Annotated in this window: 16 protein-coding genes; 15 read left to right on the top strand and 1 reads right to left on the bottom strand. The window is 43.3% G+C overall.

Annotated elements, in window-relative coordinates:
- Positions 1-146 precede the first annotated feature (146 nt).
- The 13 genes from ACY8DX_RS15970 (at position 147) to ACY8DX_RS15910 (ending at position 9,592) form a co-directional block, all read left to right on the top strand.
- Complete coding sequence (locus ACY8DX_RS15970; RefSeq protein ID WP_462405594.1) at positions 147-800, top strand: O-methyltransferase; 654 nt, start codon at positions 147-149, stop codon at positions 798-800.
- Positions 797-1,726, top strand: a complete 930-nt coding sequence (locus ACY8DX_RS15965; protein ID WP_439802107.1) for a peptidase U32 family protein — start codon at positions 797-799, stop codon at positions 1,724-1,726. Before ACY8DX_RS15970 ends, ACY8DX_RS15965 begins: the two co-directional genes overlap by 4 nt.
- Before the next feature lie 7 nt (positions 1,727-1,733).
- Complete coding sequence (locus ACY8DX_RS15960; RefSeq protein ID WP_462405593.1) at positions 1,734-3,017, top strand: peptidase U32 family protein; 1,284 nt, start codon at positions 1,734-1,736, stop codon at positions 3,015-3,017.
- A 6-nt stretch (positions 3,018-3,023) separates the two neighbouring features.
- Entirely contained in the window at positions 3,024-3,656 is a 633-nt protein-coding gene (gene udk, locus ACY8DX_RS15955; RefSeq protein WP_049670059.1) for a uridine kinase, read from the top strand.
- A 256-nt stretch (positions 3,657-3,912) separates the two neighbouring features.
- Entirely contained in the window at positions 3,913-4,389 is a 477-nt protein-coding gene (gene greA, locus ACY8DX_RS15950; protein WP_439802105.1) for a transcription elongation factor GreA, read from the top strand.
- Between the two features lie 137 nt (positions 4,390-4,526).
- A complete protein-coding gene (locus ACY8DX_RS15945; RefSeq protein ID WP_462405592.1) occupies positions 4,527-6,323 on the top strand; it encodes a peptidoglycan D,D-transpeptidase FtsI family protein in 1,797 nt (598 codons plus the stop codon).
- Positions 6,324-6,389: 66 nt separating this feature from the next.
- Positions 6,390-7,103, top strand: a complete 714-nt coding sequence (locus tag ACY8DX_RS15940) for a YrrS family protein (protein WP_049670062.1) — start codon at positions 6,390-6,392, stop codon at positions 7,101-7,103.
- A gap of 78 nt (positions 7,104-7,181) precedes the next feature.
- Positions 7,182-7,391, top strand: a complete 210-nt coding sequence (locus ACY8DX_RS15935; RefSeq protein WP_049670063.1) for a DUF2536 family protein — start codon at positions 7,182-7,184, stop codon at positions 7,389-7,391.
- Positions 7,392-7,423: 32 nt separating this feature from the next.
- Positions 7,424-8,122, top strand: coding sequence for a 5'-methylthioadenosine/S-adenosylhomocysteine nucleosidase (gene mtnN, locus ACY8DX_RS15930; RefSeq protein WP_049670064.1), 699 nt, complete (start codon positions 7,424-7,426; stop codon positions 8,120-8,122).
- A gap of 98 nt (positions 8,123-8,220) precedes the next feature.
- Positions 8,221-8,436: a YrhC family protein gene (locus ACY8DX_RS15925; RefSeq protein WP_049670065.1), complete on the top strand. Its 216-nt coding sequence runs from the start codon at positions 8,221-8,223 to the stop codon at positions 8,434-8,436.
- Between the two features lie 508 nt (positions 8,437-8,944).
- Entirely contained in the window at positions 8,945-9,079 is a 135-nt protein-coding gene (locus ACY8DX_RS15920) for a hypothetical protein (protein WP_269431773.1), read from the top strand.
- Between the two features lie 121 nt (positions 9,080-9,200).
- The gene (locus ACY8DX_RS15915) at positions 9,201-9,335 is read left to right on the top strand and encodes a hypothetical protein (protein WP_269431774.1); all 135 of its coding nucleotides are present in this window, start codon (positions 9,201-9,203) and stop codon (positions 9,333-9,335) included.
- Between the two features lie 122 nt (positions 9,336-9,457).
- A complete protein-coding gene (locus tag ACY8DX_RS15910; RefSeq protein WP_462405591.1) occupies positions 9,458-9,592 on the top strand; it encodes a hypothetical protein in 135 nt (44 codons plus the stop codon).
- A gap of 382 nt (positions 9,593-9,974) precedes the next feature.
- Here ACY8DX_RS15910 and ACY8DX_RS15905 read toward each other — a convergent pair whose 3' ends face one another.
- Positions 9,975-10,151: a hypothetical protein gene (locus tag ACY8DX_RS15905; RefSeq protein WP_439803134.1), complete on the bottom strand. Its 177-nt coding sequence runs from the start codon at positions 10,149-10,151 to the stop codon at positions 9,975-9,977.
- Positions 10,152-10,322: 171 nt separating this feature from the next.
- Here ACY8DX_RS15905 and sigK point away from each other — a divergent pair, with 171 nt between their 5' ends.
- Together sigK and ACY8DX_RS15895 are read left to right on the top strand one after the other, a co-directional pair.
- Positions 10,323-11,039: an RNA polymerase sporulation sigma factor SigK gene (gene sigK / locus ACY8DX_RS15900; RefSeq protein WP_049670067.1), complete on the top strand. Its 717-nt coding sequence runs from the start codon at positions 10,323-10,325 to the stop codon at positions 11,037-11,039.
- Positions 11,040-11,140: 101 nt separating this feature from the next.
- Complete coding sequence (locus ACY8DX_RS15895) at positions 11,141-13,351, top strand: MMPL family transporter (RefSeq protein ID WP_462406961.1); 2,211 nt, start codon at positions 11,141-11,143, stop codon at positions 13,349-13,351.
- The last annotated feature ends 110 nt before the right edge of the window (positions 13,352-13,461 follow it).

Below are 13,461 nucleotides of genomic sequence, written 5' to 3'. Positions count from 1 at the left end.
ATTGTTAAGAAGAAACATTTCCCTTCCCCAACCTATCTATGCTAAAATAGTCGAAGTGTAAAATTACGACACGAATGTAAGAAAGCCATTTTAGGCTTTCTCATTTTTTTGGGATAAAGGAAGTTTAAGGATTTGGAGGAATCAGGATGAATGAGAATCTCGACCGCTATCTGGAAGCTCATGCCCCGATGCGTAATGATCTTCTAATGGAAATGGAAGCTTATGCGAAAGCTAATGGTGTACCGATTATGGAATTATCGGGGATGGAGCCGCTTCTGCAGATTCTAAAAATCCAAAAACCGCAAAATATATTAGAGATTGGTACGGCGATAGGCTATTCCGCCTTGAGAATGGCTCATGCATTGCCGAATGCAGCCATCGTGACAATTGAACGTGATGAAGAACGTTTAGGCAGAGCCCATGAATATATCAAAAGAGCCGGTATGGGAGACCGTATTTCCGTCATTGAGGGAGATGCCCTTGAAACCGAGGAGCTTGTCTCTCAGAAAGGACCGTTTGACTGCCTGTTTATTGATGCAGCAAAGGGACAATATCAGCGCTTCTTTGAAATGTATGAAAAATATCTTGTCCCAGGAGGGATTATCTTCACGGATAACGTACTCTTTAAGGGACTGGTCGCGGAGGATTTGGAATCCATCGAATCCAAGCGAACAAGGAATCTTGTGAAGAAGATTAAAGGATACAATGAATGGCTAATCTCAAACGAAGATTATGAGACAGTTATTCTCCCAGTTGGAGATGGATTAGCCATCAGCATGAAAAAGGGGGATTCGGCATGAAAAAGCCTGAACTTTTAGTAACGCCAACACAGATAGAAGATATCGAACCGTTAATGGAGGCAGGTGCAGATGCATTTGTCATCGGGGAACAACGATACGGGCTAAGGCTTGCTGGAGAATTTAATCGTGAGGCTGTGAAAGCTGCTATTGAGATTGCCCATAAGGGCGGCAGGAAGGTATATGTGGCGATGAACGCCATCTTTCATAATGAAAAGGTTGATGAGCTTTCAGATTACTTACGTTTCCTTGCTGAGGCAGGAGCAGACGCGGTCCTTTTCGGGGATCCGGCTGTCTTAATGGCAGCACGGGAAGCAGCGCCGAATATGCCGCTGCACTGGAATACAGAAACAACAGCAACAAACTGGTTCACATGCAATTATTGGGGGCAGAAGGGGGCTAAACGGGCTGTGTTAGCTCGTGAAATCAATATGGATGCCATTGTTGAAACAAAGGAGCATGCAGAGGTTGAAATTGAAGTGCAAGTGCACGGAATGACGGCTATGTTCCAATCCAAACGCCGCCTGATTGGCAATTACTTTAATTATCAGGGCAGAAATATGAAGGTAGATGACTTAGAAGCAGATGGGCATCTTTTCCTCCATGACCCTGAACGGAATACGAAGTATCCAATCTTTGAAGATGAGAATGGAACACATATCATGAGTCCGAATGATATCTGCATCATTGATGAGCTCATGGAAATGGTAGAAGCAGGCGTTGATTCCTTCAAGATTGATGGAGTTCTCAAGAAGCCTGAATACCTCATCGGGGTGACCAAGCTTTACCGCAAGGCAATTGACCTTTGCGCAGAGGATCCTGATGCCTATGAGGATGTAAAAGACAGCCTGCTTGAAGAGGCAGAAAGCCTGCAGCCTGAAAACAGAATGTTAGATACGGGATTCTTCTTTAAGGAGACAGTTTATTAACAAGGAAATGGGGGAAGACCAAATGTCCGTTATGGAGAAGCAAATATCAAAAGTGGTAGATGGAAAACGCATCATCGTGAAGAAACCGGAATTACTGGCTCCTGCCGGTAACCTTGAAAAATTAAAAATTGCTGTCCGTTATGGGGCAGATGCCGTCTTTATCGGCGGACAGGAATATGGTCTGCGCTCAAATGCGGGTAACTTCTCGATTGCTGAAATGAAGGAAGGCGTAGACTTTGCGAATCAATACGGTGCAAAGATTTATGTAACAACAAATATCTTTGCTCATAATGAAAATATTCCAGGTCTTGAAGAATATTTGAAAGATATCGAATCCGCAGGTGTGACAGGTATTATCGTCGCGGATCCGCTCATTATTGAAACGTGTAAGAAGGCAGCGCCGAAGCTAGAGATACATTTGAGTACACAGCAATCTCTCTCCAACTGGAAGGCTGTTCAGTTCTGGAAGGAGGAGGGCCTGGACCGTGTCGTGCTTGCACGTGAAACGAGCGGAGATGAGATTCGCGAGATGAAGGAAAAGGTCGACATTGAGATTGAAACTTTTATTCACGGGGCAATGTGTATAGCCTATTCCGGCCGATGCACCCTCTCCAATCATATGACGGCCCGTGATTCAAACCGCGGCGGCTGCTGTCAGTCCTGCCGCTGGGATTATGATCTATATGCAGAAACAGAGAAAGGAGAGAAGCCGTTATTCGAGGAAGGGGACTCGCCATTTGCCATGAGTCCGAAAGACCTTACGCTTGTTCAGTCCATCCCGCGTATGATTGAAATGGGTATTGACAGCTTGAAAATTGAAGGGCGGATGAAATCCATCCACTATATCGCAACAGTTGTCAGCGTTTATCGCAAGGTTATTGACGCTTATTGTGCTGACCCGGACAATTTCGTCTTCAAGCAGGAATGGACCCAGGAATTGGACAAATGCGCCAACCGTGAAACGGCACCGGCTTTCTTTGAAGGCGTACCAAGCTATAAAGAGCAAATGTTTGGCAATCATAGCAAACAAACGACATATGATTTCGCCGGGCTTGTCTTATCGTATGATGAAGACACATCCATGGTAACACTACAACAACGAAACTATTTCAAACCGGGGGACGAGATTGAATTCTTCGGCCCGCACATCGATAACTTTAAGCAAATTGTCGGGACGATCTGGGATGAGGAAGGCAATGAGCTTGATGCTGCCAGACACCCATTAATGATTGTTCGTTTGAAGGTCGATAAACCGGTTCATCCATATGATATGATGAGAAAGGGGAATTAATCCATTATGACTAAACCGATTGTCATCGGGGTTGCTGGAGGCTCGGGTTCAGGGAAAACGAGTGTAACGAAGGCGATTTATGAGAAATTTAAAGGCCATTCCATTATGATTTTGGAACAGGACTATTACTATAAAGACCAAAGCCATCTCCCATTTGAGGAGCGCTTAAAAACAAACTATGATCATCCGCTTGCATTTGATAATGATCTTCTTCTTGAGCATATCAATAAATTGCTTAATTATGAGAGCATTGACAAGCCGGTCTATGATTATGCGATGCACACACGATCTGAGGAAGTAATCCATGTCGAGCCGAAGGATGTTATCATCCTTGAAGGAATCCTTGTCCTTGAAGATGAGCGCCTTCGTGATATAATGGACATCAAATTGTTTGTTGACACTGATGCCGACCTCCGTATTATCCGCCGTATGATGCGTGATATTAAGGAGAGAGGACGCTCCATTGATTCTGTCATTGAGCAATACACTTCTGTCGTGCGTCCAATGCATAATCAATTTATTGAGCCGACAAAGCGGTATGCTGATGTCATCATTCCTGAAGGCGGTCATAACTTTGTTGCAATTGATTTAATGGTGACGAAGATTCAAACGATACTAGAACAAAAGTCTATGTTATAGAACTTTCGGATTATTGTTGATTTTTTCTAATATTTTCCACATAAAAATGAACAATTTTATAAATAATTTGATAAAATCAATAGACAAATCCTGAAAAACCCACTAAGCTAACAAAGAGAGCTTTTGCGCGTTTGATTTTCAAACGCGCAATTAATATACCATCAGGTATATACATATAAACACGGTGAATATATATACATGTATCACCAGAAGCTTACTTTGCTGCATGGTGAAAGTACAGAAGGAGTGAATTTTCTTGGCAATTGAAAAAGTATTTCCTATGACTAAAGAGGGAAAAGAGAAGCTTGAGAAAGAACTAGAACACTTAAAAACAGTTAAACGTAAAGAAGTGGTTGAACGTATCAAGATTGCCCGCAGTTTCGGTGACCTTTCTGAGAACTCCGAATATGATTCCGCAAAAGAAGAACAAGCATTTGTGGAAGGCAGAATCACAACCATTGAAAATATGATTCGTAATGCCCAGATTATCGACAGCGAAGCGGCGCAGGATGGAGTCGTAACACTTGGAAAATCTGTCACTTTCAAAGAATTGCCTGACGGCGAGGAAGAAACATACACAATCGTAGGTTCTGCAGAGGCAGATCCATTTGAATATAAAATCTCCAATGATTCTCCGATTGCCCGCACTCTAATGGGCAAAAAGCCTGGCGACAAAGTTACTGTTGCCACTCCAGGCGGAGACATGGAAGTTGTGATTGTTTCTGTCCAATAAGGATTGTAATGACTATGAATGAACTGCCTTTTCGGCTGCATATCCTGCGGCCGATTGGCAGTTCTTTTTCTTTTTTCTGACAATTATGTGTTTGAAATGAATCTCTGCTGCCAACAATAGGACAGAGGTGTCCGAATATGAAAAAGAGAATCCTTTTTACAGCGGTCTCCATCCTGCTCGCAATGGGTTTATGTATCGCCAAATTAGTCGAGATTCAATTAGTGAAAACAAAGGATTATTCAAAGCATGGAATCAACTTACTGGAAAAAAGCGTTCAGCAGCGGATTGATGAAATTTCTCTTGATGATGGGAGGGGCGGCTTTCTTGACCGTAATGGGAAACCGATATCCTATCAGGAGAGAGCTGTCCTTGTGATGTTTCCATTTGTGAGACATTTAGATTGGCCAAAAGAAGAGCTTGCCGCGATTGTCGGCTTGGATGTACGGCAGCTTGAACAAAAGCTGCAGAAAGCAGATGAACCGTTTATCCTTGAGGACAAGAAAATATTTGAGCTTAGTGACAGTCAAATCAAAGAAATTAATGATTTACATATTCCAGGTATCATAGCGGTCAAAAAGCGGTTTGCCGAAGACCGGGCGATGGCCGGACATTTACTGGGTACTTTAACGCTGGATAAAGAAGTAATTGACTCCGCTCATACAGCTGGACAGGATTTTGACAGTACTGATTATCGAACAAAGGTTGGCAGCTCAGGTCTAGAGAAGGCCTTCCAGCTCTTTTTGAAGGGGAATGGGTCTAAACGTCTTCTTTATCACAAAGCGGCTAACGGATTGCCTCTTTTTGGGGTTGATGTCCGGTATCTAGATACAAGCGGAACAGGAGAAAGAGTTAATATACAAACCACTATTGACCGTGATATACAAAGACTGGCAGAGGAGACGGCCAAGAATCATCATATGAAAAAGGGCGGGATTGTCATTCTTGATATTCAAACGAATGATCTCCTAGCCATGGTCTCTATGCCTGAGCAAAATGATAAGGACATTCATGCTCAGGGCAATATGAATCAAATGCTACTGCCGCAAACACCTGGCTCCATCTTCAAGACAGTCATCGCTGCCGCAGCGATGGAAGAGGGGATTCCCCTTGAGGGCAGAATCTTTAATGGCAATCTTGATCACTTGGGGCGGGAAGTTGATGGCCAAACAGGAAGAAGACTTGGTGAAGTGACCTTTGAGCAAGGCTTTGCATTAAGCTCCAACCAGGTATTTGGGGTACTAGGCAAAGAACTTGCTGAAAAGGATCCAGAAATGATCGAACGCTATGCAGGTAAGCTCGGATTAATAGACTTGAATGGATGGACGGGAAGCGTCTTTCGTACCCCTGTCCTCCATCAGCTGCCGGAGGAGCGGAAGGGCACGGTCTGGAAGGATACCGCTATGAAGGAGGATCCTAATTACGTGGCGAATACATCTATAGGGCAATTGGATGTGAAGGTAACTCCGCTTGCCGCTGCAAATATGATGGCCACAATTGCGAGGGGAGGAGAAAGGATGATGGTGCGGGCGGCCTTAAAGGCGGTGGATGATAATGGGCTTACGATTGCTCATTTTAAACAGCAGCCGGGGCAGAAAAACGTGGTTTCTTCTGTGACTGCAGCAAAGCTTCAGTCATTGCTCCGAGGTGTGGTTACCGAAGAAGGACCGCTTGCGACAGCCGGGATGTTGAGATCAGCTAAATATGAGGTTGCCGGAAAAAGTGGAACGGCAGAGGTTGGGGAGAAGGAAAGCAAGCTGTATAATAAATGGTTTGCCGGTTATTTTCCATTTCGGGAACCAAAGTACGCCATGGTGGTCGTTAATTTGGAAACAGGCGGGCAGTCGGCTTCCATTAGCTCGCTTTATCTGGAGATAGTCAATGGAATCTATCAAATACATACAGACGGAGAGAATAATTTACAAAAGATTGAATAACTTTTAGGACAAAGAAATCCATGATAAAATAATGGGTATTCCAATATAAGCGAGGAGGAAGAGGTTATGGCAAAGGATCGTTATTCCTCACGCGTTGCAAAGCGCAAAGATAAAAAGGTCAATAAAGTCTATAATATTTTAATAACTGTTGTTGTACTTTTGATTGTCGTGGTCGGTGCAGTTATTTTCACCGGTGGAAATGACGATAAAACCACCAGCAATGATCCACAAACATCATCAGATACAGCAAATAACAGCAACAGCAATGATAATAATGACGCCGCATCCAAGGAGGATGAGGATAGCGCTGCAACCGATTCTGAAGATGATCAAGCAAATAAGGAAGAGTCGGATGAAGAGAAAGAAAGCGACGCTGACAAAGAGACATCTGATGACAAGGATTCCGCTGATGCAGAGGACGAAAAGAAGGAATCTGAAATTAAAGAGGAAACACCTTCAGACAGCAATGTAGAGGAAGCTTATTCAGACTCAGCCTGGGAGCCTGTCGGCACTGAGCAAAGCGGCGACCATGTAACCCAGTATGAAAAAGGGTCTGTTGACTGGCAGGAAATGGAGAAAGCTCTTGCCTATGGTGCAGGTATTAGTCAGGAAGGCATGAATGTGTACTGGCTCGGTAACGGGGGGTCGCCTGATACAGCTGTCGGAACCATCAGTCCAAGTGATAATTCTTCCACTTACCGTGTTTATATCCAATGGGTAGATGGTGAAGGATGGAAACCGACCAAGGTAGAAAAGCTAAAGACGAACGATAAGAATTAATGCTTCTGCGTGCCGGGTTTCCCGAGGGTTGGAAACTCGGCTTTTTGCATGGCAGAATAAACAGGAGGAAAAGCTCGGATGGAATTCTCATTAGATTTGATTGAAGATAAGATTGAAATCTTTGAAGCATCAAGCCCTAAAGCACTCGAGAGGCAAATAGAGGAACAGATTGACCATAATAAAGCCATCATGCTGACCGTCCATACGGTATCCTACCAAATTTATACGAGTCCCGAAGGCAAGCCAACATATTCGGCAGCAGTCCATTTTAAACTGAAGAAATTTTAATGATTACATAGAATAAAAGGAGAGATTAGATTATGAAGATTGCCATCATCGGCGCAATGGAAGAAGAAGTTGCGGTTTTACGCGAGAATATTGAAGAGAGTGAATCGGTGGTTATTGCTAACACGGAATACACATCTGGCAAAATGTTTGGAACGGATGTTGTTCTGCTTAAATCAGGCATCGGTAAAGTGAATGCCGCAATGGGAACAGCGGTCTTATTAGAAAAGTTCAAACCTGATTTCATCATTAATACCGGGTCTGCAGGAGGATATAATCCTGAATTGAATGTTGGAGATATTGTCATTTCCACAGAGGTAAGGCATCATGATGTGGATGTAACAGCTTTTGGCTATGAATATGGACAAGTACCAAGACTTCCGGTTGGTTTCGTTGCAGATGAGAAGCTTGTGGAGCTCGCATCAGGGATTGCCGCTGGAATTGAAGGCGTCCAGGCAGGAAAAGGACTGATTGTGACAGGCGATGTGTTCATGTCAGATCCTGTACGTGCTGATTTTGTCAGAGGACAGTTCCCTGAGCTTCAAGCAGTAGAAATGGAGGCGGCAGCGATTGCCCAAGTAGCCTACCAATTTGGCGTTCCTTTTGTGGTTACACGTGCATTAAGCGACATTGCCGGAAAAGAGAGTGATGTCTCCTTTGAACAATTCCTAGACAAGGCAGCACGCCATTCAGCGCATATAGCGATGCAAATGGTCAAGGCATTAGGGAAATAAGATTCTCACTTGGCAGGTTTGTCATTAATTGCTTGTTAGGCAACAACACTCTTCATGATAAGATTGTTTTAGCGTTTATGTGGAGAGGAGCTTTGGCTATGAAAGCGAAGGTCGAAGATTACAAACGATTTGCGGTCACGCTCTTGATAATCAGCTTTTTCTTCTTCACCGGCTCCGTCCTGCCGAAAGAAGGCGTAAGCATATCATCGAGAGAGATTCTTGTTGCATCAGCAACTGTCGCATTATTCGGGTCCGCAGCGTTTTTTGGATTATCTGCTAAATATCAAAAGAAAGCAGATGAAGAAGAATACTAACCAATACCCAATGAGTCCACATATAAAGTGGCCTTATTGGGTATTTTTTTATGGTTTGCTGGGTATAGTGGTACAAGTGCCTGTTTTTATAGAAGTATCAAAAAGTTTTCATTTACCTATTTACTTAGCAGAAATCATTGGATATAATTTACATGTAAATAATTTCTATGGGAGGTCGAACACAATGACTGTCTTAACTCAAATGGTTCAAATCAAACCTAACAAGTTCATATGGCAAGTTCGGCCGATGGTTTAGGCATTTCACACGGATTTAATATTCGTATGTATACAAATAAACCGCAGTGCTGAATGATGCTCTGCGGCTTTTTACGCTTTCAAAACATAAGAAGTCTGAGGGACAGGTGTGCCCTTTTGGAAACCGCAGAGTAAATCTGCGGTTTTTTGTGCGAAAGCGGCTAGGAACCGAAAAGGAGGAGTTCATGATGATTGTTAAGGCTGGTAAGGGAATTTTAACGAAGGAATCTAAAAATACGGGAGGTGAATACACATGAGGATCAATATGATTTTGTTTACCATTACGGTTCAAACAAATAGGCTCTCACGCGGGGAATATATCGAGATGAAAGCCGCCAAAAACGACATGCTTGATTGCAAAGCAAACTCGTTCACCAGGTTGTTCTAATGCCAATGTGAAATAAAAAAGAAAGAAGGGGTTAATCATGAAAAAAACATTGCAGTTCCGCCAAACATTTATTGGAGGTATAAGGATGGTGCGTAAATGCGACTACAGGAGGTGAAAATACATGAGGATCAATATGATTTTGTTTACCATTACGATTCAACCAAATAAGCTTTCTCGCGGGGAATATATCGAGATGAAGGCTGCCAAAAACGACATGCTTGATTGCAAAGCAAACTCGTTCTCCAGGTTGTTCTAATGCCAAAGTGAAATAAAAAAGAAAGAAGGGGTTAATCATGAAAAAAATCATTGCAGTTCCGCCAAACATTTATTGGAGGTATAAGGATGGTGCGTAAATGCGACTACAGGAGGTGAAAATACATGAGGATCAATATGATTTTATTTACCATTACGGTTCAAACCAATAGGCTCTCACGCGGGGAATATATCGAGATGAAGGCTGCCAAAAACGACATGCTTGATTGCAAAGCAAACTCGTTCTCCAGGTTGTTCTAATGCCAATGTGAAATAAAAAAGAAAGAAGGGGTTAATCATGAAAAAAATCATTGCCGTTATTCAGTCAAAAATTTATTGGACTTATAAGGATAGTGCGTAAAGGCTGTACTCGGTTAATCATGGCAATGAGGAGACGTCTTTTGAACCTTTAAACATGAGAGAGAGAATAAGGCGGACCAGTTCCGTCTTATCTATAAAAAAAGCTCTGTTACTCTTAAGTGTGGATTTTCGCTGCAGGTTTAAAAACATAAGGCGGTCGGAGCTAATCATCCGGGAGTTAACAGCTTGAAATATTAACGCGGTATTTCTACATCCAATGTTCACCTTTAAGCGAGCCATAAAAATAAAAAACTTATGCCCAATCTGAGCATAAGTTTTTTATTTACTTAGGCGGCGGACCATAATAGCCTCCTCCCCAGAAGACCCAGAAGCCAAAGATGATCAGCAGAATGAATAAGATAACCCAGATAGCATATCCTGCTCCGAATCCTCCGCCGCAAGGAGGCGGTGGACAGTAGCCTGGCCCAAATCCGGGACCGCCGAATCCATAAGGGTACATAATATCCCCTCCTTATATTTGATTATTGGCAATATATGTCTTGTGCGGAAGAAAAGATTGGGCTGATGCCCGAGTTTTAGTTATTTTCATCAGTACATGCAAGGCAGGGTTCCTTCTGTCATACATATCTTAGTAGGCGACCTGGTTGAATACAGGAAGGAGATGATTCGTTTGACAGGGTTATTGGCAGCTTTCGGATACTTCGTCAAGGAATTGATTTTTCTCGTTTCATATGTCAAGAATAACGCCTTCCCACAGCCATTGTCGGCTAGTGAGGAGAAAGCATGCCTTGAAAAGATGGCTCAGGGAGATGCTGAAGCAAGAAATCTCCTGATTGAGCATAATTTGCGGCTTGTCGCCCATATTGTGAAGAAATTCGAGAATACAGGGGAGGACACGGAGGATTTAATCTCCATTGGCACAATTGGCTTAATTAAGGCCATTGAGTCCTATTCATCTGGAAAAGGAACAAAATTAGCTACATATGCGGCTCGCTGCATAGAGAATGAAATATTGATGCATCTGAGAGTCATCAAGAAGACGAAAAAGGATGTATCGCTTCATGATCCTATCGGACAGGATAAGGAGGGAAATGAGATTTCCTTGCTCGATATCCTGAAATCTGAATCTGAGGATGTCATTGACACCATACAGCTTAATATGGAGCTCGAGAAGGTGAAGAAGTACATTGATGTCCTGGATGATCGGGAAAAGGAAGTCATCGTCGGGCGCTTTGGACTTGATTTAAAGAAGGAGAAGACCCAGCGGGAGATTGCGAAGGAATTAGGCATTTCGAGAAGCTATGTTTCCAGAATAGAAAAACGTGCTTTAATGAAAATGTTTCATGAATTCTACCGGGCTGAGAAAGAAAGAAGAAAGCAAAAATAGCACACAAACGGACAAAACTACCTGTCCGTTTTTCTTGCGTTCAAGGAAATAATACGAGTACGTCGCAAGGAAGACGATTGAGGTGGTTTAGTTTGAACAAGATGGAGTCCTTATATGGACGTTTCTCAAGGAAGGTCATTAACCATTCGAAGGCGATTCTCGTTCTATGGGGATTGATTTTTATCGGAAGCCTGCTGCTTACCCCTGTCTTTTTCAGCCGATTAACTCCGCCGCAGCTTGTTGTGGAAGGGTCCCCTTCATATATGGCTGAGAAACTGTGGGAGAAGGAATTTGCTGGTCAAATAGAGGAACAGGCAATACTTGTATTTCATTCAGATCGCTATGTGATGGAGTCACCGATCTATAAACAAACAGTCGATAAGGTATTGCGGAAGGTCGGGGTACTCCATGGGGTTTACCAGATTGTCTCTCCATATGATGAGCTGTCATTGACAGCCGTTCCTTATTCGACCGACGGACATACAAGCTATGCGGTCCTCTTACTGGAGGCAGATGGAAAAGCTGCATTGAAAATCAGCGGTGAAATAAAGAAAATCCTTGCTGAGAATAAGGGCTTGGAGATGTATTTAACAGGGAAGACGGCTGCCGTTCAGGACTTATCTGCTATGGTCAAAAAGGATTTAACACAGGCGGAGAGAACCGCGCTGCCGGTTGTGCTCATTATCCTGCTTTTTGTCTTTGGCTCAGTTACAGCAGCCCTTATTCCTATCCTGCTCGGTATTGCTGGTGTATTTATTTCATTTGGAATACTAGCTCTCCTTGGAATCGAAAATATAGATATGTTTGTCCCGAGTGTCGTCAGTATGATTGGCCTTGGGCTCGGTATTGATTATTCCTTATTCATACTGATGAGATATAAGGAGGAGTGCCGGACCGCTTCCCGGGCAGAAGCACTCGTGAGATCAATGGCCACAAGCGGTAAATCGGTCATTATGTCGGGGCTGACGGTCATGTCCTCTCTTGCCGGTCTCCTGTTAATCAAAGCCAGTCTTTTCTTTAATATCGCGATAGGCACCTTTATGACAATTGGTGTTCTGCTTGCCTTATCCGTGACCTTTTTGCCTGCCCTTTTGCATATACTTGGTGGCCGCATTGATTATCTGCCAATTCGAAGAAAAAAGAGATATGAGCAAAGGCATAGGCTGTACAGGTGGACAAAGCATATTATGGCAAAGCCGGGCCTTTATTTAGGGGGAAGCCTGTTCCTCCTTTTTATCATGATGCTGCCAGCCTTCAGTTTGCATTTGAAGACAGATATTAGTGATAAGGCGTTGGAAGAGTATTCATCTGGGAAAGGAAATGCCTTGCTAGAAAAGAACATTTCATCCGGAATTTATGCACCTGTTTATTTCATCTATCAATCGGAGGAAGGTCAATTGACAGATGTGGACCTTGATAGGATGGCGCAGATGACAGCTGAATTAAAGGGTGAATCAAGTGTGGCAAATGTCATTTCGGTCACTGATATCCTGATGGACCTAATGGGAGTTGTGAGTGCGGAAGGACTGCAGGAGCTGGCAGCTATGGCGGATGATCAAGGGATGTTTTCTATGCTGGTGAATAAGGACTTGAGCATGTCTCCAATTATGATTACGTTAAAGAATGCTCCAGATGACCCAGCTTCCGTTCAGTTTATCAAAACCTTACGGGAGAGATACGGGGAAGAAATGATGCATAACAAGGTTTATATCGGCGGTATGGCCTCCATGATTGCCGATATTCATCGCGAAACGATGAACAAGACGCCAGCTGCCGCGTGCTTAATATTAGCGATATCCTTTTTGCTGCTGACACGGGCTTTCCGGAGTCTGCTCATCCCATTGAAAGCTATTGCACTGAATTTGGTTTGTATCCTCGCATCTATTGGAGCGGCTGTTCTCGTCTTTCAATATGGATGGGGAGAGCAGCTGTTTTCATTTGAAGCTACTGGCTATGTGCAGTCCTATTTGCCTGTCTTATCCTTTGCAATCCTATTTGGCCTTTCAATGGACTACGAGGTCTTTTTGGTGAGCAGGATTCGGGAGGAAAGAGAGCGGGGCATGCTGGAAGAAGAAGCAATTGCGAAAGGGATTGAATATACTGGTCCATTCATCACGCAGGCAGCGTTGATCATGATGGTTGTGTTCCTTGCCTTTTTGTTCACTCATATGCTTGAAGTTAAGCAGCTCGGCTTCATGCTTTTTGTTGCTGTCCTGCTCGATGCAACCATCATCCGGCTGATTCTTGTGCCAATTATGCTGAAGTTGATGGGAAAATGGAATTGGTGGATTCCGAAAAGGCGAGAAAGCTGAGATGGAAATTTTACTTTCCTTCAGCTCAAAGGAATAGTACACTGTAAGAAGAAAAGCACCCAGGGACTTAGTTGGGTGTTTTTGTTTTTTGTTTTTATGTGTATTGTTGA

The sequence above is a fragment of the Gracilibacillus sp. Marseille-QA3620 genome, from assembly GCF_054950035.1.
Note: the sequence above shows the minus strand (reverse complement) of the source record. Positions and strands in the feature narration are given on the sequence as shown.

What these genes read in the sequence shown, in the direction of transcription:
- ACY8DX_RS15905 (WP_439803134.1), bottom strand. Translation starts at nt 10,151, where the DNA reads ATGTACCCTTATGGATTCGGCGGTCCCGGATTTGGGCCAGGCTACTGT.
- ACY8DX_RS15915 (WP_269431774.1), top strand. Translation starts at nt 9,201, where the DNA reads ATGAGGATCAATATGATTTTGTTTACCATTACGATTCAACCAAATAAG.
- ACY8DX_RS15935 (WP_049670063.1), top strand. Translation starts at nt 7,182, where the DNA reads ATGGAATTCTCATTAGATTTGATTGAAGATAAGATTGAAATCTTTGAA.
- ACY8DX_RS15910 (WP_462405591.1), top strand. Translation starts at nt 9,458, where the DNA reads ATGAGGATCAATATGATTTTATTTACCATTACGGTTCAAACCAATAGG.
- ACY8DX_RS15945 (WP_462405592.1), top strand. Translation starts at nt 4,527, where the DNA reads ATGAAAAAGAGAATCCTTTTTACAGCGGTCTCCATCCTGCTCGCAATG.
- ACY8DX_RS15960 (WP_462405593.1), top strand. Translation starts at nt 1,734, where the DNA reads ATGGGGGAAGACCAAATGTCCGTTATGGAGAAGCAAATATCAAAAGTG.
- ACY8DX_RS15925 (WP_049670065.1), top strand. Translation starts at nt 8,221, where the DNA reads ATGAAAGCGAAGGTCGAAGATTACAAACGATTTGCGGTCACGCTCTTG.
- ACY8DX_RS15965 (WP_439802107.1), top strand. Translation starts at nt 797, where the DNA reads ATGAAAAAGCCTGAACTTTTAGTAACGCCAACACAGATAGAAGATATC.
- ACY8DX_RS15920 (WP_269431773.1), top strand. Translation starts at nt 8,945, where the DNA reads ATGAGGATCAATATGATTTTGTTTACCATTACGGTTCAAACAAATAGG.
- ACY8DX_RS15940 (WP_049670062.1), top strand. Translation starts at nt 6,390, where the DNA reads ATGGCAAAGGATCGTTATTCCTCACGCGTTGCAAAGCGCAAAGATAAA.
- ACY8DX_RS15895 (WP_462406961.1), top strand. Translation starts at nt 11,141, where the DNA reads ATGGAGTCCTTATATGGACGTTTCTCAAGGAAGGTCATTAACCATTCG.
- udk (WP_049670059.1), top strand. Translation starts at nt 3,024, where the DNA reads ATGACTAAACCGATTGTCATCGGGGTTGCTGGAGGCTCGGGTTCAGGG.
- mtnN (WP_049670064.1), top strand. Translation starts at nt 7,424, where the DNA reads ATGAAGATTGCCATCATCGGCGCAATGGAAGAAGAAGTTGCGGTTTTA.
- ACY8DX_RS15970 (WP_462405594.1), top strand. Translation starts at nt 147, where the DNA reads ATGAATGAGAATCTCGACCGCTATCTGGAAGCTCATGCCCCGATGCGT.